Source organism: Sinorhizobium sp. CB7 (assembly GCF_041357635.1).
Classification (GTDB): domain Bacteria; phylum Pseudomonadota; class Alphaproteobacteria; order Rhizobiales; family Rhizobiaceae; genus Rhizobium.
Genome location: NZ_JAULLL010000001.1, coordinates 799640 through 826297, shown reverse-complemented (window position 1 = coordinate 826297; position 26658 = coordinate 799640). Strand labels below are relative to the sequence as shown.

Here is a 26658-nt window from a genome sequence, read left to right as displayed (position 1 = left end):
GACAGCCGGCCTGGTCTGAATGCAACGCTGCCGGATCTCCCGGCATCGACCCGACGCCGGGACAGCTGTTCCGGAAATCCCAAGCCGGCTAACCGTCGGCGGCAGCCACCACGACAGGGACGCCCTTGTAGCCGGGTGTTCCCGACAAGCGGTCATAGTGATGGAGCGAGACCACGGCGTTCATCTCCGGATAATAGCCTGCGGCTGAGCCTTTCGGGATATTGTACTCGATTGCGGTGAACCCGCGCACGAGGTGTGTGACTTCGCCGGCCCCGACCAGACCCTTGATGTCGATGCGGTCGCCATCCTTGAGACCGCGCTCGGCCAGATCGTCCTTGTTCATGAAAATCACGTCACGCCGGCCGAAGACACCGCGGTAACGGTCATCGAGGCTGTAGACTGTCGTATTGTATTGGTCGTGACTGCGGATCGTGGTCAGCACCAGCGCATCCGGGTTCTTGATCAACGGGTCCTCGTCCAGACCGGGCGCAACGAGGAAATTCGCCTTGCCGTTCGGCGTATTCCACCGGCGGAAGGACGCCGGAACGTCGAGCCGGAAGCCACCGCGTACTCGCACACGCTTGTTGAACTCGTAGAAGTCAGGGAAGACCTCCTCGATCTTGTCGCGGATGCGGTCGTAATTCGCAATTAGTCCATCCCAGTCGATGCCATGGCGATCGCCCAGCGTCGCCTTTGCAATACCCGCGATGATGGCCGGTTCGGACTTCAGAATATCGCTTGGTGGTTTGAGGAAGCCGCGGGAGGCGTGAACCATTGACATGGAATCCTCCACGGTCACGGCCTGGGGACCGGAGATCTGCGTGTCGAGATCGGTACGGCCGAGGCACGGCAGGACGAGTGACGTCTTCGCGGTCAGGAGATGCGACCGGTTCAGCTTGGTCGCAATGTGAACTGCGAGGTCGAGCTTGCGCATGCCTTCCCAGGTTGCCTCCGGATCGGACATGGCGACCGCAAGATTGCCGCCAAGGCAAATGAGCGCCTTGGACTTGCCTGCGATGATGGCTTCCACGGCCTCGACTGCGTTGTGGCCCCTTTCCCCGGTCGGGCGGAAACCGAATGCACGCTCGATGCCGTCGAGCAGCGCCTTGTTGGGAATTTCGGTGATGCCGACGGTGCGGTCGCCCTGAACGTTCGAGTGACCGCGGAGCGGGCAGAGGCCGGCCCCTTCCTGGCCTATATTGCCCCTGAGCATCAGGAAATTGGTCAATTGCTGCACATTGGCAGTGCCGTTGGCATGCTGGGTGATGCCCATGCCGTAACAAAGGATGACGTTCTTTGCCTGAACGTAGATGCTGGCCGCACTATCGATTGCTTCCTTATCAAGGCCGCTGACGGCAACAATCTGATCCCAGCTGGTATTCTCGACATCGGCGCGCAAGGCGTCGAAGCCGACGGTGTGCTCCTCGATGAAGGCGCGATCCAGCACGCCGGATCCACCTGCCGCGATATCCGCCGCATCCCGCTCGAATACCGCCTTCATCAGGCCCTTGAGCGCTGCGAGGTCGCCTCCCGTGCGAACTTGGTGATAGGCCGAGGCGATCGGCGTCGATGACAGCGTCACCATTTCGACCGGGTTCTGCGGTGCCGCAAAGCGCTCGAGCGCGCGCTCCTTCAGCGGATTGAAAACGATGATAGGTACGCCGCGGCGCGACGCATTATGCAGCGTCGTCATCATGCGCGGATGGTTGGTGCCCGGATTGTGCCCGAAGCTGAAGATTGCGTCGGCATGGTCGAAATCCTCGAGCGTCACGGTACCCTTGCCGACGCCGATCGACTTCGGAAGCCCCACACTGGTTGCCTCATGGCACATGTTCGAGCAGTCGGGAAAGTTGTTGGTGCCGTAGGCTCGAACGAAGAGCTGATAGAGGAACGCGGCCTCGTTGGAAGCCCGTCCCGAGGTATAGAACTCTGCCGTGTTGGGATCGTCGAGCTTCTTTAGTTCGTCCGCGATGAGCTCGAATGCCGCGCTCCACTCGATCGGCTCGTAGCGATCGCTTTTGTGATTGTACTGCAACGGGAAGGTCAGTCGGCCGGTGTCTTCCAGCTCATGGTCCGTCCAGTTCCAGAGCTCGGAGACGGTATGGCCGGCAAAGAATTCCGGCCCCGGCCGTTTGGCGGTGGATTCCCAGCTGATGGCCTTGGCCCCGTTTTCACAGAATTCGAACGAAGACGTATGCTTCGGATCGGGCCATGCGCATCCGGGGCAGTCGAAACCCTCCGGCTGGTTGGCCTTCAGCAGCGTCTTGGTGCCCTGGGCAACGACCTGCTGGTGGGCCAGGGTCCTGGCGACCGCTTTGAGCGCGTCCCAGCCGCCTGCCGGGTGATCGTACCGTTCGATACCTTCTGGACGCTTATCCTTCAATTTCGAAACTCCTTCGATCTTGCGCGGCAGACAACCGCAGGTCGCAATGATTGACGCATCAGTCCGAGTGAGGCTAGCAACCGACATTGCCCCTGCACACTATACTGAGGCATAGGGCGCTGCGGACCGTTCGCCATGTATCCGCAACACCGATCGGGATTTGATGAAGAGGACGAAGATCTGCGGATGGCGGGGATGCTGATGGTCTTCGATGCTTGTAATCGTTACAAAAAAGGGAAAGGCCGTCTCCGGCGGAAGGAGGCGGCCTTTGGCGGATCTTGGGGGTGATCCGCGGCTTCGGTGGAGGGGGACACCGAAGCTTGGTAGCCGGGGAAGCTACTCGCCTCATCGGGGGCAGGTTGAGGCGATGGGGAGAAGGTAGCCCGATCCCCCACGCCGCGTAACTACACTTAGGTATGGGCCAGCCTACACCAGCATGCGATTTCGGCGCGTCCGCCGTCACCCATATTCTGCGCGGCGACCGGCGGGCAACCATTAATGGCTCGCAAATCAGACAACCAGATCGCTCAAGGAGAGATATGATGGACACTCAAGCAGCAGCCAAGGCCCGCAGCCTTCCGCTCGCAACGCCGACCGACCTTGGTTCCGATGCGACCAGGGATATTGCAGCAGCGCTGACCGCATTGCTTGCGGACGTCTTTGCGCTTTATCTGAAGACCAAGAATTTCCACTGGCATATCTCAGGCCCGCATTTCCGCGACTATCATCTGCTGCTTGACGAACAGGGCGCCCAGATTTTTGCGATGACGGACGACATTGCCGAACGGGCGCGCAAAATCGGCGGCACGACGTTGCGCTCCGTCGGGCACATCGCCCGCCTGCAGCGGCTGCTCGACAATGACGCGGACTTCGTCTCGCCGGACGACATGCTTGCCGAGCTTCGCGACGACAACAAGCAGCTCGTCTCCATCCTGCGGCAGCTGCATGAATTGACATCCTCCCACAACGACCATGCCACGACCAGTCTGATCGAAAACTGGATCGACGAAACGGAACGACGTCTGTGGTTCCTTTTCGAAACGACACGCCGTTCCCTCTGATATCACGCCCCTTACCCTTAAAAGGATTTCACAATGAAGACGTATATTCTTTCTCTATTGGCTGCCGGCATGCTGGCAGTTCCTGAAATCGCAAACGCCGAGCGCGCTGAAGTCGGCAAGCTGGATTGCGATGTTTCCGCAGGCATCGGCGCCGTGGTCGGGTCGAAGCAGGACGTCGATTGCACGTTCACGCCCACCGGCAGCGGTGCCGCTCAGCACTATGTCGGCAATATCACTGACTTCGGCCTCGATATCGGGACAGTGGAAAAAGGCCACATGTTCTGGCTCGTCTATAATGCCACGCGCGACCCGGTCGGCGGCCTGCAGGGAACCTATAGCGGCGTTACAGCCGATGCGAGCGTAGGCGTCGGCGGTGGCGCAAATATCCTCGCCGGTGGAACGACGAAGACCCTGTCGCTGCAGCCGGTTTCCGTCTTGGGCGATGTCGGTCTCAACTTCGCCGTCGGCGTGACGGCGCTGAAGCTTCGGCTGGCGAACTGAGAACAGGAAGGCGGGCGAAGCCGACCCGCCTTATCCTCGAAACCTTGTTGTTGAAGATATCAAGTCACAGCTCTGCTCTAACGAAGGACGACGCTATGAAGCCGATTACTCGACGTACATTTTCGACAGCTCTCGCTGCGGGCGCTGCGGCCGCATTGGTTGCGCCGCGCTTGAGTTTCGCAGCCGCGCCTGCGCCAGTCAAAGCGCGCAACGTGGTCCTTGTGCATGGGCTCTTCGCCGATGGATCATGCTGGACCGAAGTCATCGCCCGCCTTCAGGCCAAAGGCCTCAACTGCACGTCCGTTCAAAACCCGCTGACAACGCTGCCTGAGGCGGTCGCCTCAGCCAATCGGGTCCTGGATCGGCAGGATGGCCCGACTGTTCTGGTGGGGCATTCTTTCTCGGGGATGATCGTTACGGATGCCGGCGTACATCCAAAGGTCTCTTCGCTGGTCTATGTTGCGGCCCGCGCCCCCGATGCCGGCGAAGACTACACGGCACTGGCCAAGACCTATCCGACGCCGCCTGCGTCGGCTGGCATTGTCTTCGACGGCGATGAAGGGCGACTCACAGAGGAAGCTTTCCTGCGCGATTTCGCCGGAGACGTTCCTGAAGCTAAGGCGAAGGTGTTGTATGCGGTCCAAGAGCCCTTCCAGAAAGCGCTTCTTACCGGGAAGACGACAAATGCCGCCTGGCGTTCAAAGCCGAGCTTCTATGCCGTTTCGAAAAATGACCGAACTATCAACCCGGATCTTGAACGGTTCATGGCAAAGCGCATGGGCGCAAAAACGATCGAAGTCGAGGCAAGTCACGTTTCGATGATTTCGCGCCCGGATGAGGTCACCCGTCTCATTCTCGAAGCGGCCGGACAGGAAAAATAGCGAGAGCGTCGGCAAGAGATCTTTTCTATGGATCTTGGACTGCCGTAAAGGCTCGCTCTGGGGCCGCCGCGAGGGCGGCCCCGTTCATGACGATATAGCTAAGTTTGCATATCGTCCCTTCAGACATCGCCAGGTTTCATCGACGGAGAGCCGGATGTCGCCCAAAAAATCGCGCATACTTTTCGGCATCCCGCTTCATGCGTCGAGACCTCAACAGCCATCGCTCTAAAGAACGATGAGGTGGCAAAGCAGGGATGCATGCCGATAGTTCGGATGTCGGAGTGCTTTAGCGACTACTCAACAATGCCTGCTGGAGCCGGAACGACGCAAGTGCTACGATTCACAGCTAAAATCAGCGATGCCCCGAAGAACGAGAGCAAGCACTTTGACATAAGGGGGTAGTGGTGGGTTTCGAGGAAATCTTCAGAGAAGCTGAGGCCTGGGTCCGGACCGTTCTTCTTAATTCATGGACACTATACCAGTGCGGATTGATTGCTCTGGGTTTCCTGCTTTCTGCATCCGCTGCAAAACGAGTGGAGCCCATTGTTGAAACACGGGCGCGCAAAATCAAGGGAAACCCGGACCTGCTGCGCGTTATTGTCGCCTTCCTCAGGCGCCTGCGTTGGCTCTTCCTGATCGTGTGGCTATGGCTGGTGGAAGGTATGCTATCGCGCTATGCGGGACCGTCCCATCAATGGCTTATCACAATGGCGCTGACGCTCACGGCTGCATGGTTCGTCGTAGCGGTGCTGACGAGGATCATCCGCAATCAGACCCTTGCACGCGTCGTTGCGATTGGGAGTTGGTGCTACATCGCCCTCTACGTCGTTGGGCTCGATGGACCGGTCCTTGGGGGTCTCGACAGCGCTGCCGTCAGGATCGGCGCGGTAAGGCTTTCATTGCTCCTGATCATAAAAGCCATAGTTCTGGTGGTTGCGCTGGTCTGGCTCGCCGTACTGGTTGGAAACGTTTCTTCCCATTGGGTTCAGCGATCCACGGACCTTTCCCCCTCCTTCAAGGTGCTCATCAGCAAACTTATCAAAATCGGCTTGATCGTGGTGGCAGGCACGATCGCACTGTCGGCCACCGGGATCGACCTTACCGCCCTCACGATATTCTCGGGCGCAGTGGGCGTCGGTGTCGGTTTCGGCTTACAGAAGGTCGTGTCGAATTTCATCTCCGGTGTCATCATCCTGCTCGACAAGTCCATCAAGCCGGGGGACACCATTTCGCTCGGTGAAACTTTCGGCTCGATCAGGGACCTACGCTCCCGTTTCGTCTCGGTCATCACCAGGGACGGCAAGGAATATCTCATCCCGAATGAGGATTTTATCTCGCAGCAAGTGGTGAATTGGTCGTTTTCCAGCGATTACGTCCGCATCGAAGTCGATTTCGGAACTTCCTATGACAGCAACCCGCATGATGTCGTGCGCATCGCCATAGAAACGGCAAAGAGCATTCCTCGCATCGCGAACACCTATTCTGCCCCAGTGTGCTGGATGACGGCCTTCGGATCCTCTTCGATCGATTTCAAGTTGAGGTTCTGGATTTCTGATCCGAGCAACGGGCTAACCAACATTCGCGGCGAGGTACTCATGGCGTTGTGGGACGCCTTCAGGCAAGCGGGGATTTCGATCCCCTTCCCGCATCGGGAGATCATCATGAAGACGCCTGTCGAAATCGCTCAGCGTCCGTCTGAACTGAGATAAAGCACCTTTGTGCGTCCTTCCAAAAGCATGGCGCTGTCATGGGCACAGCGTCAGCAAGACCGGCGGATTAAGCCTGATGCATGTCGCGCAAAAGTGTGCAGCGGTTTTGCGACAACGACATGCATGAAAACAATAGTCTAAAGCCTGTCGCGTGAATCTCTTTTCACGCGACAGGCTTTAACGCTTCCACCGCAGAAAGACCGTTGCGAGCGGCGGCAGGGTGAGCAGGATCGAGTACGCCTTATCTTGCGCCGGCTGACCTTCAGCCCAGGCCTCGGTTTGCCCGAAATTGGACCCTCCGTAGATCGCCGCGTCGGTATTGAGCACCACTTCCCAATGCCCTTCTATCGGCACGCCAACGCGATAGCCGTACCGTGGCACGGGCGTGAAATTGGACATGATCAGAATTTGCGAGGAGCGGTCTTGCGGGCTGCGGAGCATGCCGTAAACGGAGTTTTCTGAATCGTCCACAATCGCCCATTCGAAGCCCTCCGGATGGAGGTCGCCGTACTGCAAAGCCGGTTCCCGGATGTACAAGCTGTTGAGATCGCGGATCAATCGCTGAATCCCTGCATGATCGGGCAGGTCGAGCAGGTCCCAATGCACGGAACTGTCATGGCTCCATTCGCTTTCCTGGGCAATCTCACCACCCATGAAAAGCAGCTTCTTGCCCGGATAGCCCCACATGAGGCCATAATAAGCACGCAAGTTGGCGAGCTTCTGCCAATGGTCGCCTGGCATTTTGCCGAGGAGTGAACCCTTTCCGTGAACGACCTCGTCATGGGAGAGCGGTAGTATGAAGCGCTCGGAATAGGCATAGATCATCCCGAAGGTCATCGTGCCGTGGTGATATTTGCGATAGACCGGATCCTCCTGCATGTAGTGCAGCGTATCGTGCATCCACCCCATGTTCCATTTGAAGTCGAAACCGAGGCCGCCCTCTTCCGGCCTACGGGTGACGCCCGGCCAGGCGGTCGATTCCTCCGCTAACGTGAAGGCATGCGGACAACGGTCATGGACGATACTGTTCAAGTGTTTGAAGAACTCGATCGCTTCGAGGTTTTCCCGTCCGCCATACTGGTTGGGGATCCATTCACCCTCATTACGGCTGTAGTCGCGATAGAGCATCGATGCGACCGCGTCCACACGCAGTGCGTCGACATGATAGTGCTCCAGCCATTCCAGCGCCGAGGCAATCAGGAAACCCTTTACCTCGTTGCGACCGAGATTGTAGATCAGTGTATTCCAGTCCTTGTGGAATCCCTCACGCGGATCTTCGTGCTCATAGAGGGCGGTGCCGTCGAAGCGGGCGAGCCCCCAGACATCGGTGGGAAAATGCGCAGGCACCCAATCGAGAATGACGCCGATGCCGGCGGCATGGCAGCGGTCGACGAAATAGGCGAAATCTTCCGGAGTGCCATGGCGGCCGGTCGGAGCGAAAAGGCCCAGCGGCTGATAGCCCCAGGAGCCGCCGAAGGGATGTTCCATGATCGGCAGCAGTTCTATGTGCGTGAAGCCGAGATCTTGCGCATAGGGAATCAATCGCTGGCTGAGCTCGACCCAATCGAGCCGCCGGTTTCCCTCCTCGGTGATCCTGAGCCAGGACCCGGTATGCACTTCGTAGACTGAGATTGCGTCTTCGCGCGGCGGGTTGGCGCGATGCGCGCGCATCCACCCTTCATCTGTCCATTGGAAAGGCTTTGCGGAAGCTACGATCGAGCCAGTCGAGGGTGCGGCTTCGCTGGCACGGGCAACCGGGTCCGCCCTCTGGGGCAGGAGATTGCCGTTAGAATCGAGCAGCTCGAATTTATAACGCTCTCCATGCGTCAGACGCGGGATGAAGATTTCCCATATGCCGGCTGATGGCCGCAGTCGCATTGGATGTCGGCGACCATCCCAAGCGTTGAAGTCGCCGACCACGGAAACCCGCCGCGCATTGGGCGCCCATACAGAGAAGCGTACGCCGTGGACGCCATCGACTTCCATTGGAACTGCACCAAGCGTGCGGCCGAGGTCGTAGTGTGTTCCCTGAGAGATCAGATGAAGATCAAGGTCCCCGAGCAACAGCCCAAAGGAATAGGGATCTTCCGTCTCCTGCACAGCATCCTGCCATTGGATGCGAAAAAGGTAGCTGGCTGCTCCGCCGATGGCACCAGCAAAAAGGCCGCCATCATGAATCGTCTCCAGCCGCGACAGCACGCGATTGGTGTCGGGCTCTACCACGTCCACGGCGAGCGCCCCCGGCAACAGGGTTCTTACCACTGTCAGATTGCCATATTGATGACGCCCGAGGATTGAGAATGGATCACCATGCCGCCCTTCAACGAGGGCTTGGAGGCCCTCCTGGACGGTGCCGATCATAAGCTCTGAGGGCTCGTATCTCATGCGACGTTCTCCAAGAGATTCGATGCGATGGCCGACAAACCAGCAAGCGGCAGCGGTAGCCAGGTGGGGCGGTTACGCGCTTCGTAAGCGATCTCATAGGCCGCCTTCTCCAGCAGGAACAGGTCGAGGATCCGACCACGCGAATCCGCCAGACTGCTAAGCTCGCGCGCACCGTCGATGGCGTCGAAATAGGCCTGAAGGACCGCAGGTTTCGCCATGTCGATGAAGCGCGCCACAAGCTCCCTATGCCTTTGGTCGTCCACTTCGCTCACCAGTTCCCGGTCAATGCCCGCGGACGCCGCCAGATAGCTGAACGATCTCAGCAGCCCTGCAACATCGCGCAGTGGATTGGCTTTGGCGCGGCGTTCGGCGAGACCACGGGCGGGCTCGCCTTCAAAATCGATGATATAAGCATCGCCCTCCGCAACCAGCACCTGCCCCAGATGGAAATCACCATGATTGCGGATCATCAACGTGCCAGTCGCCGCTTTGGCAAGCCTTCCCGCCACATCCAAAAGCATCTCGCGCCGCTCGATGAGCGGTGCGATATGCAGGGCGATCTCAGGCGTGAAGTCGTTGTGCGCCTCTTCGAGGATGGAGAGACCTCCCTGGATTTGCGCCTTTACGGCATCGCCCCACCGTGTGGCATCTTCGTCGGATACGGTGACCGGTTTGAAGTCTTCGTTTTTGGTGGGCTGCGCCAGCGCGATATGCAGTTCGGCGAGCCTTTTGCCGATAGTCGCAGAGAAATCGACCAATGGCTTGAAATGTTCATCCGCTGCATCTCCGTCGACGCCGGTAACCATCACCTCATCGATCGTTCGGCGCAAGTTGCTGAGCATCCAGTTCCAGGCATCGCCCTGATTGCGGATGGCGTTCTGCACGATGATCAAAGTGTAGCGGCTACCATCAGAGGCAATATGCGCCACTTCGCCGAGCAGCTGCGCTGTATTCTTAAATCCGACGTTCGTCAGGTAGCGGGTCATCTCCACCTCGGGGTGGATCCCCGGGAGGATATGGCGGATCAGCTTTACCATCGCCATGTCGCCGATGATCAGCGAGCTATTGGATTGCTCGGCGGAGAGCCAATGCACCGGCATGTCGTTGAGGTTCATGCAGTCCAGCTGGTCGGTTCCGAGAAATTCCAACGTCCCGGCGCGGCCTGAAACCACCGCGCGTTCGCAGAGCCCGCGGATGACGCCCCGTGCCAGACTCTCCATCGCAAAGCCGTCGGTCAGAAAGCCGACGCGCCGCCCCTGGCGGAGGCGGGCAAGAGCAAGTTGTTGCGCGAGCGCTGCCGGCTGGTTGTCATCCCATGACACTGCAAGCGGCAGCAGATAGATGTCCTTGCGTCCGTCAACCTCGGCTTCCAGTTCTCCGAGCAGGAGGTTATTGGCGAAAGGCAGCGGCGTCGCGGTGATGAGCGAGGCGCTCCTTAACGCCTCGCCCTTTCCGCCAAACCAGCGCCGCTTGCCGAGATAGGCCGGCAGTACTTCGTTCGAGAGCGTCCCGGAAAGTCGTGGCTCGTCGAGCAGTTCCTGCAGGTCGCGGCGCACCACCATTGTCACCATGTCCTGCAACTGTTCCGGAGGCGCGGTACGCCACGCTGGGCCATCGGCCTCCTGGGAGAGCTGGAACCAGAAGAATCCGTAAGGGGGGAAAGTGAGCAGATAGGTGAGCTGCCCGATCGGCGGGAACGGAGACATGCCTGTCAGCTCGATCGGCACGCGGCCCTCGAACTGCGCGAGATCGAGTTCGACTGCTTGTGGCAGGCGGGAGAGATTGGCGACGCAAAGGATCGTCTCGCTGCCATATTCACGCAAATAGGCCAGGACCTTGCGGTTGCTCGGCGCAAGGAACTTCAAAGAACCGCGTCCGAAGGCTGTGTGCCTGTTGCGCAGGGTCAACATGTGCCGGGTCCAGTTAAGCAGCGAATGCGCGTCGGCTCCTTGTGCCTCAACATTCACTGCCTCGTAACCGTAGAGGGGATCCATGATCGGCGGCAGCACAAGCCGCGCGGGATCGACTCTGGAGAAGCCGCCATTACGGTCGGGAGACCACTGCATCGGCGTGCGGACGCCGTCGCGGTCACCGAGATAGATGTTGTCGCCCATGCCGATCTCATCGCCATAATAGATCACCGGAGTACCGGGCATGGAAAGCAGCAGCGCATTCATCAACTCGACGCGGCGGCGATCGCGCTCCATGAGCGGCGAAAGGCGACGCCGGATTCCGAGGTTTATACGGGCGCGACGGTCGGTGGCATAGATGTTCCAGAGATAGTCCCGCTCTTCGTCGGTCACCATCTCAAGAGTCAGCTCGTCATGGTTCCTCAGGAAGATTGCCCATTGGCAAGTCTCCGGGATTTCAGGCGTCTGCCGCATGATGTCGGTAATCGGAAAGCGGTCTTCCTTGGCGATCGCCATGTACATGCGCGGCATCAGCGGGAAGTGGAAGGCCATATGGCACTCGTCGCCGTCGCCGAAATATTCGCGCGTATCTTCCGGCCATTGATTGGCCTCGGCGAGCAGCATCTTGCCCGGATGAGTGGAATCCAGGGCGGCGCGGATCTTCTTCAGGATCGTGTGCGTCTCAGGCAGGTTCTCATTGATCGTGCCTTCGCGCTCCACGAGGTAGGGGATGGCATCGAGGCGGAAGCCGTCTATGCCGGTTTCCAACCAGAAGCGCATGACGCCAAGCAACTCTTCCAGCACCATCGGATTGTCGAAGTTCAGGTCTGGCTGGTGAGAATAGAAGCGGTGCCAGTAGTAGGCGCCCGCGACAGGATCCCAGGTCCAGTTCGATTTTTCCGTGTCGAGAAAGATGATCCGGGTTTCGGGAAATTTCTGGTCCGTATCCGACCAGACGTAAAAGTCTCGCTCCGGAGTGTCGGGGGCTGCCTGGCGGGCCCGCTGGAACCACGGATGCTGGTCAGATGTATGATTGATAACCAATTCGATGATGACGCGAAGCCCGCGTCGATGTGCAGCGTCGACAAAGGCTGTGAACTCTTCCACCGTGCCGTAATCCGGGCTGACATTGGCGTAGTCGGCGATATCGTATCCGTCGTCACGACGGGGGGACGGGAAGAAGGGCAAGAGCCAGATCGTATTGGCGCCGAGCGAAGCGATGTGATCGAGCTTCTCGTGCAGGCCTTTGAAGTCCCCAATGCCATCGCCGTTGGCATCGAAGAACGACTTGATGTGGAGTTGGTAAATGATCGCGTCCTTGTACCACAGGGGATCAGCCTCTTGCGCGTACGCCTGGGTCTGCGATTGGCTGCGGTTCATGGTCGTTGTGTCCATTTTGTTTTTCCTCCCTATCTCACCCGCCAGATCCCGAACGGCAGGCCAGCATGCGGATCCAGCCGAAGATGCTGCACCTTGCCGGACCAAGTGAACTTGTGGCCGGCGATCAGGTCCTCGAGGTCAAGCGCGCCATCGTCCGGGAGGTTCCATGACCAGAGCGGAATTTCCACATCTGCCTCGTGAGCATTGTACGGATCGAGATTGACGGCGATCAGCAGAGCGTTCTCGCGTCCGGCGCTCGCCTTTTCATAAAACATGATGTTCTCGTTCCAGGCGGTGAGAAGCTGGAGCCTGAGATGCGAATGCAAAGCCGGGTTTTCCCTTCGGATCCGATTGAGCATCGCGATTTCGGATTTGATATTGCCCGGTCGATCGAAGTCCCAGGCGCGGATCTCGTACTTTTCCGAGTCGGCGTATTCCTTACGCTTTGCGTCTGGCCGGCCCTCGCAGAGTTCGAAGCCGTTATAGACGCCCCAGAGTCCCGAAAGTGTCGCGGCGAGAGCCGCACGGATCAGATAGGCCGGGCGCGGGGCGTTCTGCAGGAAGTCGGGATTGATGTCGTGGGTGTTGACGAAGAAATGCGGTCGGAAGAATTCCTTCGGTTCCTCCGTAGTGATCTCGCGCAGGTATTGCTCGAGTTCCCATTTCGCATTGCGCCAGGTGAAATAGGTATAGGATTGTGAAAAGCCGATCTTGGCCAATCGGTACATCACCTTCGGCTTGGTGAAGGCTTCCGACAGAAAGACGACCTCCGGATGCCGTGACCGGATATCGGCGATCAGCCATTCCCAGAAGGGGAAAGGTTTGGTGTGCGGATTATCGACGCGAAAGAGTTTCACGCCGTTGTCGACCCACTTCTGCACGATATCGCGCAGCTCGATCCAGAGCGACGGGATCGCGTCATGGGCATAGAAATCGACGTTGACAATGTCTTCGTATTTCTTTGGCGGATTTTCCGCGTAACGAATGGTCCCGTCCGGTCGCCAGTCGAACCAGCCCGGATGTTGCTTCAGCCATGGATGGTCGGGCGAGGCCTGGATCGCGAGGTCGAGCGCTATCTCCAGCCCCTCTTCCTTTGCAGCATCCACCAGGCGTCGAAAGTCTTCGAAGGTGCCAAGCTCGGGATGGATCGCGTCATGGCCGCCCGCCTCCGCGCCAATTGCATAGGGGCTTCCGGGATCCTTTGGTGCCGCGCGCAAACTGTTGTTCTTGCCCTTGCGGTTCGTCTTGCCGATCGGGTGGATCGGCGGGAAATAGAGCACGTCGAAACCCATGGCGCGGATGGCCCCCAGCCGATCGATGACGTCATCGAATGTGCCGTGCCGGTTCGGATCGCCGCTCTGCGAGCGTGGGAATATCTGATACCAGCTTGCGAAGGCGGCGGCCGAACGCTCCGCATCGAGAGGGATAGCCTGGGAACGGAGGCGGTGCGGTCGTCGATCGGCTGCCGCCATCAGCTCGGCGGTATCCGCCGCCAGCAGGATTTCGATGCGTTGCTCATCGTGAACTGCCGTAAGTTTGTCGAACAGATTCTTAAGTCGCGTCTTGATCTCGCCTTCCGCATGATCGAGCGTGTCCAGCACGAGGTTGATGCCCTCCTGGATTTCGAGCCTGAGATCGAGCCGCGCCTCGTGCTTCTTGGTGAATTCATAGCGGAAGATTTGGAAGGGATTGCGCCACGCTTCGACCGCAAATTCGTGTCGTCCCAGACGTTTCGGCGTGAATTCACCGCGCCAGCGGTCATTTTCGACCAATTCCATCCGGGCTTCGTTCCAACTGCTATCATCGGCCGCGCGCCAAAACAGGGCGGCTGAGAGAGGGTCGTGGCCGTCGCCGAAAATGTCGGCCTCGACTTTCACTGTCTCGCCGACCACACGCTTGACGACGAAACGGCCATCATCGACCGCCGGTGTGATCTTCTCGATTGCCAACCGCGCAGACGCAGCGGCCGTGTTGACATCGGGCACCGCAACGGCATCGATGATCGGAACGGATGATTGCCCTTCAAAGATGCGCAACTCGCCCGGTTTCAGTTTGAGCTCTGCGGCAAGAACCTCGTCCTCGGCCTGCGTGTCGATGAGGGGAAGGAACAAGGACGCAGCCTCCCGCAAAACATGAAAAGGCGTGTTGACGACGCGCCGAAGGTCACGGTTGAGGACGACGACGCGAGCTTTCTGCGAGCTGTAAACGTCCTCCCGGTCTGTCTGCATCAGAGCGACAGCCGGAGTCTGGCTGGTGGAGACGACCTTGAGCGGTTGACGTGCGAAACCGGCGACTGTCTTGTTGATCCCCGCATTGACGGTGCGGACGTCTCCAGAAAGGTCGAACGAGCCCTGTTCCCGAAGTCCGCGCAGACCGGTTCCATCGCCATACAGGGGGTCGAGGGGCGTCGCAGCACCGTATTCGAAACCCATCGGAATCATCAGGCCGCTCGCGAATGTCGAGGCAAGTTTCAGCGCTCGGACAGCTTTGCGCTGCAGAACCTCGCAGCCGTCCGTGCCGTGAGCGATCCGCTTGCCGAACGGCGCTTCAGGGAAGGTGATCTGATAGCCGATCTGCCGCTGGATCTGATATTCGTCCATGATCCACCGCTCCTCCAGGTTCCACCAGGCAAACGAGGAGAAGCTGCCGTCGAAGCCGGTCCCCTGAAGGGCGCGGCGGTCTTCGAAGGCGCTGCCAGGCGTCCAGGCAAGGAAGGTTGTTGCGGGCGCCGACTTACGGGTCGAGACGATAAGGTCGCTCCAGCCCTCCGGCGCCAGGCGGTTAATGCCTAGGCAACGAAAGCCGGCAATGCCAAGGCCGGTAAGCCAGGTCAGCCGGTTGCGCCAGTCGTCGATATGCGTTGCTTCGCCCCTGAAATTGATGCGGCGGCTGTATCTTTCCTGCGGCACCACACGCGGATCGGCGATGATGGATCCCGCAGTTTTTTCATCGACCGCCACTCTATCAAGAACGAGGTCGAGCATCAGCTTGACGTCATTTTTTCCAGCCTCCTGAACAAGGGCTTTGACACCGTCCTCAAGGGACTGGCCGAGCCCCAGGTCAGGATCAAGCCGATCGAAATTCCTGGTGACGAAGACGCTGGCATTATGGCCGCGTTCAAAAAGAGGAGCCGTCAGGACCGTATCAAAACCAAGGTCCTTGGCATGGGCAAACACCTCTCTCCAAGCGTCCAGCCCCTTCAGCATCAAAGGATGCACGTAATAAATCTGCGGTGGCAGCTGCGACAGTGAGATTTGCGAAGCAAATTGGGGGCGCGTGTCCATCGGATGTCCCTCGCCGCTGAGTTCTACGGTCTAACGCAAGGTCACCAATGCTTGTTCCTTTGAATCTGATGCAATTGGCGCTCCACTCCGCTTGCGCGCATGGATTCAATTCAGGAACTCATCGATCGAAAGGAGGGCCAAATATTCGCTATTGGCGGGGATTGCGCGGCGTTAGCGCTGGATGATTTCAGGTCGAATCGGCTTGAAATCTGAAGCGTCTCGTAGTCGAAAAATTGGAGCGCTTGTCGCGCGAAACCGCGCTCTCGGGGATAGTATTGACGGCTACGCCCTTCCGATGCGGCGGTACCGGAAATCGTCGGCATTGGACGAAGAGGGCGAGTTGGCTTCAGCGATCAGCGTTGCCATGCGGCTATGGAGGGGTGATTTGATGCAGGCGGGATCCGTCGCGGCCGCATTGCCCGCAATTGCCATGGCCTGGCACCGGCATCCGCCCCAATCAATCTCGCGTCGCTCGCAGCTCCTGCAGGGTTCCAGCATCCAGTCGTCGCCGCGGAACGCATTGAAAGCCGGAGAGTTGAGCCAGATATCCGTCAGGCTCGATTCTCCGAACCGCTCGAAATGCAGAGACGGAATTGTTCCGGCCGCATGACATGGAAGCGCCGTGCCATCCGGGGCAACCATGAACGCATCGCGTGCCCAGCCGCCCATGCAGGGTTTCGGATAGACCGCGAAATAGTCGGGCGCGACGAAGTCGATCGCCAGAATTCCCTGCAGCCGCGATTGTGCCTCCTCGACAATCTCGACCTGGCGTTCCACCGCCTCGCGATCGGGCATGAGAGCATTGCGGTTGAGAAGCGCCCAGCCGGCATATTGCACATTTGCGATCTCAAGCCGCTCTGCCCCAAGGTCAAGCGCGAGATCGATGAAAGCAGGGACCTCTTCTATATTGTGCCGATGGATGGGCGCGTTGATCGTGAGCGGCAAGCCGATCTGCACGACCCGCTTTGCTGTTTCGAGCTTCTTCTCATGGGCACTCCGGTGATTGCCGATTTTCTCCGTCGTAGGCGCGTGCGCACCCTGAATGCTCAACTGCACATGATCGAGACCCGCATCCCGAAACGCCTCGAGCCGCCCTTCAGCGATGCCGACCCCTGCGGTGATGAGATTGGTGTAGACGCCGCGCCTTGCCAGACAGCCTATGAACTGTTCGAGATCCGGCCTGACGGTCGGTTCGCCGCCGGACAAATGGATCTGCAGGACCCCAAGATCCGCCGCCTCTTCGAAAAGCGCGAGCCAGGCGTCTGTCGAAAGCTCCTTGTCGGCCTTCAACAGTTCAAGCGGGTTGGAGCAGTAGACGCATTGCAGGGGACAGCGATGCGTAAGCTCGGCCAGCATGCCGATCGGAGGCAGAAGTGCTTCACTCATAGCGTCACCAGAAATCTGTCGGACCATTCCTGCAGGAACTGTTCGACATCGGGTGCGATGTCTTCGCGAGCCGCATCATATTGATCGGAAAGCTCGTCGACGATTTGCGAAACAGTATGCCGACCATCGCACAGCTTCAGTATATCAAGGCTGACCTCATCCGGCCAGAAAACCCGTTCCGGCGAAAGCAGCGCCCAGGCACTGCGCACCGGATCATACTGCAGCCGAACGTGGCGCTTCAGACACGGTCTCGACTGCGCGGACAGAATGGCACGCTGACGGTTGGTCTGCATCATGCCGCCTCCGGTACGAAGGCGCCCGGCGGAATGTGGCCGCCATCTCCATAGGCGTGATCCAGAGCATCCAGCATCGCCCACAAAATATCGCATTTGAAAACGAGCGCATCGATGACCGCCTGCTGCTTTTCCGGATCGGTCGCATGCCGCAGAACATAGGCGAGCGCGAAATCGGAATCCCGCGGCGCCTGCTTCAACCTAGGCGTGAAATAAGCCAGGGTATCTTCGGTCACATAGCGATATTTCGCCAGCATGGCGGGGACACGTTCGCCGATGATCACCGGAGCAAACAATTCCGTCAACGACGAAGCGACCGCCTCCAGCAGGCTGCGATTAGTGCAGAAAGACAAATATGCTCCGACGGCAAAGCGAGTGGCGGGCAGAGCAAGTCGCTCACTCTTCACCAGTCCCTCTTCGAGCCCGAGCCCCGTGGCGAGCTTGAGCCAGCGAGCGATACCTCCGTCCCAGCCGGTTGTCCCATCGTGATCTTCGATCCTGCGGCGCCATTCGGCACGAAATTCCGGATCCTCCCCCCGGGCGACGATCATGGCATCCTTGCGCGGAATCATCGCCTGGTAGCAATATCGATTGAGCGCCCATGCCTGGAGCTGCGCCTTGGTCAGTGCGCCCGCCATCATTCTGTGATGGAAGGGATGCCTGTTGTGATATCGCTCTTCTCCCACGTGGCGAAGGGTTGCTTCAAGCGCCGCTGGCGTCAATCCATGTCGCGCGGCGGCCGCAAAATCGCTCATAGGCTGATCTCCATTCCGTCGTAGCCAATCTCCCATCCCCCTGCCCTCACGGCTGCCGCTTCGAGTGAATTCTCATCGAGGATCGGATTGGTATTGTTGATATGAACATAGATGCGACGCGTGGGCGCGATATCGGCAAGCAAGGCCATGGACCCGTCGGGGCCGGCAATGTGCAGATGCCCCATGCGCCGACCGGTCTTGATACCGACCCCGGCGCTCAACATCTCGTCGTCCGTATAGACCGTACCATCGAAAAGCAGGCACGCGGCGGTAGCAATTCTCCCTTTTAAATCGGCGTCGATTGCCGCGCAGCCCGGAACATATAGTACCGAGGAATCACGCTCTTCCTGTAGGATGCGCAATCCCACCGTGTCGCCTTCCTGCGTGCCGAAGCCCTCTTCCGCCTTACCGGCATCCTCAAGAAAAAGCGCAACCTTTCCGGGAACAGAAAACGCCTCGACCACAATGGATGTCGGCCTGCCCTGCCAGTCCGCAATCGGCGTCGCAACATTCAGAGGAAGTTCGCGGCGCGGCACCAGGTCTTTATCGAGAACATTGAAGATACTGTTTTCCGCGATCACGCGGAGCACCCGAGCGGTCGCGTAGATGACAAATCGATGCCGCTCGCGCAGGCTCAGGAGCCCGGCGATATGGTCAACGTCCGCATTCGTCAGGATAACGGCCTTGATCGGTGAGGCGCGCAAGGGACCATCCTTCCTCGGCTGCAATTCCCGAGTTGCAGCGATCTGCTCGCGAATATCCGGGGAGGCATTGAAGAGAACCCAATCATTGCCGTCAGCAGATACGCCAAGGCTCGATTGTGTCCGCCGCCGAAAGCCCTCTTCGCCGTTGCGAACCGAACGACTCAGCCTATAGTTGCAATTCCATTGAGGGAATCCCCCTCCTGCCGCGGAGCCGAGGATCTTCAGCCGCATGTGATGATGCTTCCTTCCGACGGCAGCCGCTCCATGCGTGCACGCCGCATGGAGCGGCAAATGGGCTTATTTCTTAGCCTTGAGTTCGGCGGAACGGTAGCGTGACATTTCCATTCCGACGCAAACCGTGCACATCGTCGGCTTCTTCCAGCTTTTCTTCATAAGCTTCTCCTCTTTGCTTTCTGCCTGAGATCAACGATTGATCTCCTCCCGGCACCGTGCGCCCGGCCGGCGCAAGCTCTGAAACTCGAGGGAGGTATCGCGCTAGATTGCTGTCCTGGGACGGCTCGGAAGATACCACAGAACAGACTTACATCCCAACGCAATCACTCTTCACCTGGTTCAACCTGAAACCGTCATCACTGTTATCCCTTAATCTGGTTGCCGGCTTCGTCGACCAGAGGGACTTGATATTGCAGAAGAATCCGGTTTATCTCCGATTGGTTCTCCCTGATCACGTTGTTGAGAGTACGTTTCCATTCCTGATCGGACGGACGAACCCCCATCGTGATGCGGTAGGCCATATGGCTGCCCTTCTCCTTCAAGAGCGGCACCATGATGAGATCCGAATTTATCTGCTTGACGTAGTAGCCTGCCATCGGCCCCCACAGAATTGCAACGTCGATGACGCCTTGCTGCAGGTCCTTCAGCATCACTTCGGCCATGGATGGCGCAAATCGCGTGTCCACCATCAACGGATACGGCTTGGCCTTCCGCATCAGGTTTGCCCGCGCCAGGTTGGCGCTCGGCGGCGTTCCCGCGACGATACCGATCCGCTTGTCGGACAGTTTCGGATCCTCGATGACCTCCACGCCGTCCAGACCGCTGTCTTTCTTGTACACCATGACGTAGGTCGAGCGATAATAGGCGTTGGTATTCTGAACCAGTTCGTCGCCCTGGGCGTAACCCATGATGATATCGCAGCGGTTGGCCCTCAGCGTGTTGCGGACGAAACCGGTGGCCATCGGATACCAGGTATAGGCGACCGATTTGCGGCCTGTCTTCGCTGCCACCAGTTCTGCCAGCTTGTTTTCGAAGCCTTGCCCGCTCTCATCCGTGAAGGGCATGTTCGAAGGATCAGCGCAAACACGCAGCACGTCCGGATCGACCAGTTCACCCGCGGCGCCGAGCCCGGCGCCCTGCGCAAATCCTGCGGTCGGCATCGCGACAATCAGCGCGATCATGGAGAGTATATAAAGACCGCAGGATTTGCGTGCAGACATGAGCTCAACTCCCCATGCACGATGTTTCTTGCTCTTTGGCAGCTTGTGGCTTGTCTTCTTTCTTGGGAGGCCTGCCGCGCGGGATCGCATCGACCGCACGCGCGCGCAGGTAAACGTAAATGTCGTCCATGTAGCAATAGACGTTCTTGTTGTTGCCGAAAGCGGGCATGACGTTTTCCTTGCCGCCGCCCACATTCTTGCGACCTTCAGCGACGATCGAAAGGAACGTGCCATAATCCATCGTCTTCAACGAATTGATGAGCGGCGGGGCATAACTGGAACCCATCCCATCAGGGCCGTGGCACACGTGACAGTCCGAGTGATAGCGGCGATATCCACTGAACGTGTACCAGTCCACCGTGCCATCATCCTTGACCTTGAATGTCGGATTTCCATCGGCGTCGAAATATTTGCCGTCCTGGTCTGTAACTGCTGCAGCCTTCTGCTTGTCGTCGGCTGCGAGGATCATGCTGGAACCAAGAAGAAGAGTCATGGCAATAACCGAGACTGCTGTTTTGCGAACAGACATTCATACCTCTTTCTCATTTCGCCACGGACACAGCTTTGCTGTCGCGATGCGGCGTTGACAGGTGAGTTGTGGATTGCGCGGCGAAATCGAGAGCCTGGGTGGGATCCCTGTGAACCAGGCTCTCGTTTCTCTGCCTTACCGCCTCTTGCCGGAGGTCGGTTGCCTATGATGGCTTCCCGCAAATCAATCCGGGAGACCGAAGACGGTAAGCTGACCGCCTAGCGTCGTATAGTCGGCAAGCGCGGCATAACCGCCGACTGCGCCAAGACCTGCCGTGGAGATCGACTGGGCCTGGTCGCTTGGGGCATTCTTGCCCGCAACGGCCGCTTGCCAGGCAGCAGCGCCTTCGGCCTGAAGCAGACCGCCTGCTAGACCGATGCCTGCCCAGCCACCAATACCCGAGAGCACGGCGACATACTGTTTGCCGTTATGCTCGAAGGTGTTGATGTTGCCGATGATGCCGGACGGGGTCTTGAACTTGTAGAGTTCCTTACCGTCCTTATCGACAGCCTTGATGTAGCCTTCAAGCGTGCCGTAGAAGACGACATCGCCATCTGTCGCCAGCGCGCCTGACCACACCGAGAACTGCTCGGGCTTCGACCAGACGATCTCACCCTTGGCAGCATCCCAGGCGATGAAGTTGCCCATGCCGCCATGGCTCTTTGGAGCCGGGTACATCGACACCGTCGCGCCCACATAGGGCTGGCCGGCGGTATAGCCTACCTTATATGGCTCATAGTCCATGCAGACATGGTTGGTCGGCACGTAGAACAGTCCGGTCTTCGGCGAATAGGCGGCCGGCTGCTGGTCCTTGGTGCCAAGCGCCGCCGGGCATACGCCCGTGGTGTTGGTGTCTTCGCCGTTCTGTTGCGTCGAATACTGAGCCACGACCTGCGGACGGCCGTACTCCTTACTCTTCGGATCCATCACGACTTCCGTCGCCCAGTTGACCGCCGGGTCGTATTTCTTGGCGACGAGCAGTTCGCCGGTTCCGCGATCCATCGTATAGGCGAAGCCGTTGCGGTCGAAATGGACCAGAACGTCATGGGCGTTACCGTTGACGTTCATGCCGTCGACGAGGATCATCTCGTTGACGCCGTCAAAGTCCCACTCGTCATGCGGGGTCATCTGATAGACCCACTTCGCCATGCCGGTGTCGGCGTCGCGAGCGAAGATCGTCATCGACCATTTATTGTCGCCCGGCCGTTGTACAGGGTTCCAGGTCGAGGGGTTGCCGGTTCCGTAATAGACCAGATTCAGCTTCGGATCGAAGGCATACCAGCCCCAGGTCGTCCCGCCGCCCTGCTTCCACTGTTCGCCTTCCCAGCTGCTGACACCCGAGTCCTTGCCGACCGGCTTGCCGAGCTGTGTGGTCTTCTCACCGTCCATGAGCGTTTCGGAATCGGGACCGGTGGAATAGGCCCGCCAGGCAACCGAACCGTCTTTTATGTTGTATGCGGTCGCATGGCCGCGGACACCGAATTCACCACCCGATATGCCAACGAGGACCTTGTCCTTGAAGACCATCGGAGCGCTCGTTCCACTCTCTCCCTTGCCGCCAGCGACATCCTCGCCGTTCTTCGCCTGCCAGACGACCTTGCCTGTCTTGGCGTCGAGAGCGGTTAGCGTGGTATCGGCCTGATAGAGGAAGATCTTGCCGTCACCATAGGCGACGCCACGATTGACCGTGTCGCAGCACATGATTGGAATGACGTTCGGATCCTGCTTGGGCTCATATTTCCAGAGGATCTTACCGTCATTGTTGAGATCGAGGGCATAGACCGTATTTGGGAACGGCGCGTGCACATACATCACGTCGCCGATTACCAAAGGTCCACCTTCATGGCCACGAAGAACGCCGGTTGAAAACGTCCACTTGACCTGGAGGTCCTTCACATTGTCCTTGTTGATCTGGTTCAGTTTCGAATAGCGGGTATTGGCATAATCACCCGTTGGAATAGCCCAGTTCTTGGAATCGGAGATTAACTTCTGCACCTCGTCATTGGCAAACACTCCTCCCGCCAATGACAGAGACACGGCCGTCGTCACCAATGCCAATTTTATGAAATTTCCACGTACACGCATTTTACTCCTCCCTAAGTTCGCAAAGATGAACGACACCTGTTTTCCTAACAGAAGTCCGCATCACCAGTTCAGCGTGTGGGAAGTATTTCCGGCAGCGTGTCACGACCTAAGCCAGGCGTGCGGAGGGCACCGTTACCGCCCACCCGCTTGGCCTACGAAGACTGTCACCACTCCCTTGACGGTAACGTCCTTGAAGCCGGAAACAAACTAACCATAAGAGATAGAATTGTTTTCCGCAAGCGTGTTTCTCAAGCATTAATCGCTGCAGTGCATCATGGATTTTGCATTGCAGTATTTTTATACTCGGAAAATTATCCTATTTTACTGGATACAGTCGCGACTGGGAGGTTATACTTGTATAGTTAGTTGCATCCTTCGTAGAGCGCAAAACTGCGCGGCATGAAAAGGGTATGCCATGGTTACGCTGATGAAGTTTCCAATTGCTGCGCTCGCAGTTGCAACAGTAAGTCTCGCCTTTCCGGCGATGGCAGCGACGAGCTATCCGACCAACGTCGTCGCGGAATATGTCTATGCCTGCATGAAGGCCAACGGTGAAAATCGGGCCAATCTCGACCGCTGCTCCTGCTCGATCGACGTCATTGAATCCATCCTCCCCTATGACCGATACGAGACAGCTGCCACCTTCAGGCAAATGGGACTGGTCCCGGGCGAAAATGGCGCACTGTTTCGCGACAGCGCCCCGGCTAAGGCCGCGATAGCGGAATTGAGAAGGGCCCAGGCCGAGGCAGACGTGCGCTGCTTCTGAGTCGGACATAGTCTCACAAGGTCTATGTTGTCGCGCATGTCATAGCAGCAAAAGCCGACGCAGACTTTGCGCGACATGTTCTAACTAAAGCTGAGCCGGAAATCTTTCGTGGAACGACCTAAGGATGTCGCTGCGAATCTGGGCGTTCCTGGATGGCCGGGGGACACGTACCAGAAACGAGCCGACGACATGGGAGGGGCGTGGCGAGAGCACGATGATCCGGTCGGCCAGCGTGATCGCCTCGAGCAGGTTGTGCGTCACCATCAAGACCGTCGTCGGATGCCCCGACCACACTTCGAGCAGCAGATACCGAAGCTGCTGGGCGGTTGCTTCGTCAAGGGAGACGAAGGGCTCGTCCAGAACCAGGAGATCGGGCTCGATCGCAAGCGCCCGAGCAAGAGCAGCGCGGCGTGCGAGCCCCAGCGACAGTTCTCCGGGATAAAAGGCGCGCATTCTGGACAGGCCGAGCGCATCGAACAGTTGATCGAGATTCTTGTCACGCAGGGTTTTCGGTAAGGCCAGACGCACGTTCTCCTCGACCGTTCGCCAGGGCAGAAGGATCGGCTCCTGAAAGACCATGCCGATGCGCGGCTCCGCCTCTCCCGGCAGCTTTATGCGCCCCTCAAAGGCGTGGTCCAAGCCGAGCAGCAGCCGCAACGTTGTGGTCTTGCCGCAACCGGAAGGGCCGACCAGACAGGCGAATTCGTTTCGCTCTACCGTAAAGTTGAGATCGCGCAGGACATCGATGCTGCCGCCCTTGGACGCCTCGTACGATTTGTGGCTGATTTCGATTTCAAGTCGCGCGTCTGCGCCAGCGGGTTGAAGTGTGTTCAAGGGGTTGCACCAGGAGGAATTCGATGAGTAGCATCACACAGACGAAGGCCAGCGTGTAGGACAGGATGGAAGCAACGTCGAAGAGCTGAAAATAAAGATTGATCTGGAAGCCGACACCATTCGACCGGCCGAGAAGTTCGACGACCAGCACGATCTTCCAGATCAGCGAAATGCCGGAACGAGAGGCCGCGGCCAGATAGGGCTGCAGCTGCGGCAGCAGGACATGGCGCAGTCGCGCAAGGGCGCCGAACTTATAGACCTTTGCCATCTCCGCATATCGCGGATCAAGCGCGCGAGCTCCTTCCCTCATCGTCACGATCACGTTGGGGATCTTGTTGAAAGCCACAGCACCGATGGCAGCCACCTCGTTCAATCCGAACCAGATATAGGCAAGAACGATAATCACCAGCGCTGGAATGTTCAGCGAGAAAATGACCCAGGGATCGAGGAACCGGTTCGCCACGGGATAGCTGCCGAGAACGACGCCGATTGCCGAACCGATAACCATGGCCAGTAGAAAGGAGGCGGCCACACGGCAAAGGGTTATTGCCAGATGATAGGGGATCTCTCCCGTCCCGATCTCACGGACCATGACGTCGATGACGTCGAGCGGCGGCGGGAAGGCACGGCTGGGCCAGAGGGTCGCCGACAGCTGCCACACGGCAGCCAGGACGACAATCGATGCGATGACCGTCAGCAACGGTCCGAATTTGCGTCCGGACCCAGTCTTCTCCCTTCGCTCTTGCGATGACGGGCCAAGAGAGAGCGAACTCACCTATTTCGCCCCCCAGAACGTCCCTGGCATCAGCTCCTTCGACGGTCCGACGAGTTCTTCGCCGCCTATCGAAGCCAGAACCGAATAAAGCGCCTCCGCATCCCTTTCCGCATCGTCCGAAGAGCGTTTTGGAATGCCTTCGCGATAGCGATCACGCATGACCGCCTGCTCGCTCTCCTCGCCCCGAATCATCGGTGCGAGCATTTTCCACTCCTCATCGGAACGTTCCAGCAGAGCCTTCGCATCGGTGCTTGCCTGGATGAACGCATCGATCGCGGCCGGATGCGCCTTGGCCCAGGATTCGTGGAAAATGTATCCCAAGGCAACGATCGGCCCCGAGGCACCAAGTGCGGTGGCCGCCTCCTGTCCTCCGGTCAACCGGCGAAATCCCTTCGCCTCCAGTCGAGCACAATAGTTCCAGAAGTTCAGCACTGCATCGAGCTCGCCCTGTTGTATCTTCTCCGTGAGTAGGGGTGGGGCGCCGTAAATGATCGTGTTGACCGCCGCCAGATCCTTGGAATAGTCCTTCTTTGCCATGGCCTGGATCAAAAGCCAGTTCTTGTCCAGCGGGCCGCCCGCGACACCGATCTTCTTGCCGGCGAGGTCGCCGATGCTCTTGATCGAAGAGTCCGGAGGAACCATGATCGCCCCGACTGCGGTCGAATAGGGAACGAATGTCAGGTCCGCGCCCGTTGCGCGCTGCCGCGAAACCCACAGCCAATCCGAAACGATGATATCGACTGCGCCGGCCATCAGCGCGACGTTCGTTGCGTCTTCGCCGGCAAATGCCTGTACATCTGCAGTGATCCCGTGTTTTTCGTCGAGCTTGTGCCGTTTAATCGTATCAAGCTCCCAGCTCACGGTGCCGAATTTGAGAACGCCGACGCGCACGGTTTCTGCGGCCGCCGCCTGCCCGACGGTGTGTGTGAAGAGCACCGTCAGCAACGCCAGCACGATCGCGAACGGCCTGCTTATCTTACCTCCCATAACGCCTTCCTCCCGTGCGTCCTTCCAATTGTCACTTTGAATTCTAGATGTTCACCCTCTTCGCGGGGTATTCGCACCGCCATTTCACCACACGCAAATTCGGATGTTCCTCCGACCACTTTGCAATCTGGGGAGGCGCCTGCATCAGGCAAGCCACCAAATTTCCCCTATCTTCGAAACGAAGATGCTCCTCGCGGCAATTCGACGGCTTATCCGCAAGACAAACCGTTAGAATGAGTTCGATGAAAAGCATGTCGCACCTTTCGAAGATGACGCGTCGCAGCCGATTCAACGCGCCAAACGGCCGCAGAGTGCAACCGCCAGCCAATCACAGCTTCTCCCGGTGCCAAGGAAGAAATAATGGCGAGGTTAGGAGCATCACGCCCGTGCGTCAATCGCAACTTCCGTCTCGATCAGCCGGCGACACCGCCAGTGCATTAAGAGGTTGACTTACATTCGTCGGCAGGTAACTTTTTCGCCGGATTACAATTCCTGCCGCCACCGTGCAAAAGGGTTGCGATCCGAAACGGCAGTGCCGATGGAGGAATGACGGCAGCTGCCTTCGTCAAAGGGCACCCTTGGCGAATGAGGAAATG

At 58.5% G+C, this 26658-nt stretch carries 19 protein-coding genes; 5 read left to right on the top strand and 14 right to left on the bottom strand.

All coding sequences use genetic code 11. From position 1 onward, the window contains the following. Positions 1-88: 88 nt before the first annotated feature. Positions 89-2383, bottom strand: a complete 2295-nt coding sequence (locus AAE029_RS03800) for an FdhF/YdeP family oxidoreductase (RefSeq protein WP_371071449.1) — start codon at positions 2381-2383, stop codon at positions 89-91. A gap of 542 nt (positions 2384-2925) precedes the next feature. Between AAE029_RS03800 and AAE029_RS03795 the strand changes: the two genes are divergently transcribed. The 4 genes from AAE029_RS03795 to AAE029_RS03780 all read left to right on the top strand — a co-directional run bounded on the left by AAE029_RS03795 (position 2926) and on the right by AAE029_RS03780 (position 6535). Further along, on the top strand, positions 2926-3444 hold the full coding sequence (locus AAE029_RS03795) for a Dps family protein (protein WP_371071542.1): 519 nt from the start codon (positions 2926-2928) through the stop codon (positions 3442-3444). A 33-nt stretch (positions 3445-3477) separates the two neighbouring features. Then, positions 3478-3945: a DUF992 domain-containing protein gene (locus AAE029_RS03790; protein ID WP_371071448.1), complete on the top strand. Its 468-nt coding sequence runs from the start codon at positions 3478-3480 to the stop codon at positions 3943-3945. Between the two features lie 95 nt (positions 3946-4040). After that, entirely contained in the window at positions 4041-4826 is a 786-nt protein-coding gene (locus AAE029_RS03785) for an alpha/beta fold hydrolase (protein ID WP_371071447.1), read from the top strand. A gap of 404 nt (positions 4827-5230) precedes the next feature. After that, entirely contained in the window at positions 5231-6535 is a 1305-nt protein-coding gene (locus AAE029_RS03780; RefSeq protein ID WP_371071446.1) for a mechanosensitive ion channel family protein, read from the top strand. 177 nt (positions 6536-6712) lie between these two features. Here the strand turns inward: AAE029_RS03780 and glgB are convergent, their stop codons facing one another. The 10 genes from glgB to AAE029_RS03730 all read right to left on the bottom strand — a co-directional run bounded on the left by glgB (position 6713) and on the right by AAE029_RS03730 (position 22700). After that, positions 6713-8920 (bottom strand): 1,4-alpha-glucan branching protein GlgB, encoded by a 2208-nt coding sequence (gene glgB / locus AAE029_RS03775; RefSeq protein ID WP_371071445.1) that lies wholly within the window; start codon positions 8918-8920, stop codon positions 6713-6715. Next, entirely contained in the window at positions 8917-12210 is a 3294-nt protein-coding gene (treS, locus tag AAE029_RS03770; RefSeq protein WP_371071541.1) for a maltose alpha-D-glucosyltransferase, read from the bottom strand. Before treS ends, glgB begins: the two co-directional genes overlap by 4 nt. A 29-nt stretch (positions 12211-12239) precedes the next feature. Further along, positions 12240-15494, bottom strand: coding sequence for a maltotransferase domain-containing protein (locus AAE029_RS03765; RefSeq protein ID WP_371071444.1), 3255 nt, complete (start codon positions 15492-15494; stop codon positions 12240-12242). Between the two features lie 282 nt (positions 15495-15776). Then, positions 15777-16880, bottom strand: coding sequence for a pyrroloquinoline quinone biosynthesis protein PqqE (gene pqqE, locus AAE029_RS03760; RefSeq protein ID WP_371071443.1), 1104 nt, complete (start codon positions 16878-16880; stop codon positions 15777-15779). Next, positions 16877-17176, bottom strand: coding sequence for a pyrroloquinoline quinone biosynthesis peptide chaperone PqqD (gene pqqD, locus AAE029_RS03755; protein WP_371071442.1), 300 nt, complete (start codon positions 17174-17176; stop codon positions 16877-16879). Before pqqD ends, pqqE begins: the two co-directional genes overlap by 4 nt. Next, on the bottom strand, positions 17173-17928 hold the full coding sequence (gene pqqC / locus AAE029_RS03750; RefSeq protein WP_371071441.1) for a pyrroloquinoline-quinone synthase PqqC: 756 nt from the start codon (positions 17926-17928) through the stop codon (positions 17173-17175). The genes pqqD and pqqC overlap by 4 nt, the downstream gene beginning before the upstream one ends. Next, positions 17925-18863: a pyrroloquinoline quinone biosynthesis protein PqqB gene (pqqB, locus tag AAE029_RS03745; protein ID WP_371071440.1), complete on the bottom strand. Its 939-nt coding sequence runs from the start codon at positions 18861-18863 to the stop codon at positions 17925-17927. The genes pqqC and pqqB overlap by 4 nt, the downstream gene beginning before the upstream one ends. Positions 18864-19228: 365 nt before the next feature. Next, entirely contained in the window at positions 19229-20086 is an 858-nt protein-coding gene (locus AAE029_RS03740; protein WP_371071439.1) for a substrate-binding domain-containing protein, read from the bottom strand. 4 nt (positions 20087-20090) lie between these two features. Beyond that, positions 20091-20555, bottom strand: coding sequence for a c-type cytochrome, methanol metabolism-related (locus AAE029_RS03735; RefSeq protein WP_371071540.1), 465 nt, complete (start codon positions 20553-20555; stop codon positions 20091-20093). Positions 20556-20798: 243 nt separating this feature from the next. Next, positions 20799-22700 (bottom strand): methanol/ethanol family PQQ-dependent dehydrogenase, encoded by a 1902-nt coding sequence (locus AAE029_RS03730; RefSeq protein ID WP_371071438.1) that lies wholly within the window; start codon positions 22698-22700, stop codon positions 20799-20801. Positions 22701-23127: 427 nt separating this feature from the next. Between AAE029_RS03730 and AAE029_RS03725 the strand changes: the two genes are divergently transcribed. Beyond that, complete coding sequence (locus AAE029_RS03725; RefSeq protein WP_371071437.1) at positions 23128-23466, top strand: hypothetical protein; 339 nt, start codon at positions 23128-23130, stop codon at positions 23464-23466. Between the two features lie 84 nt (positions 23467-23550). Here AAE029_RS03725 and AAE029_RS03720 read toward each other — a convergent pair whose 3' ends face one another. The 3 genes from AAE029_RS03720 to AAE029_RS03710 all read right to left on the bottom strand — a co-directional run bounded on the left by AAE029_RS03720 (position 23551) and on the right by AAE029_RS03710 (position 26062). Further along, positions 23551-24300, bottom strand: a complete 750-nt coding sequence (locus AAE029_RS03720) for an ABC transporter ATP-binding protein (protein WP_371071436.1) — start codon at positions 24298-24300, stop codon at positions 23551-23553. Then, complete coding sequence (locus AAE029_RS03715; protein ID WP_371071539.1) at positions 24260-24997, bottom strand: ABC transporter permease; 738 nt, start codon at positions 24995-24997, stop codon at positions 24260-24262. Before AAE029_RS03715 ends, AAE029_RS03720 begins: the two co-directional genes overlap by 41 nt. A gap of 78 nt (positions 24998-25075) precedes the next feature. Further along, complete coding sequence (locus AAE029_RS03710; RefSeq protein WP_371071435.1) at positions 25076-26062, bottom strand: ABC transporter substrate-binding protein; 987 nt, start codon at positions 26060-26062, stop codon at positions 25076-25078. Positions 26063-26658: the final 596 nt, after the last annotated feature.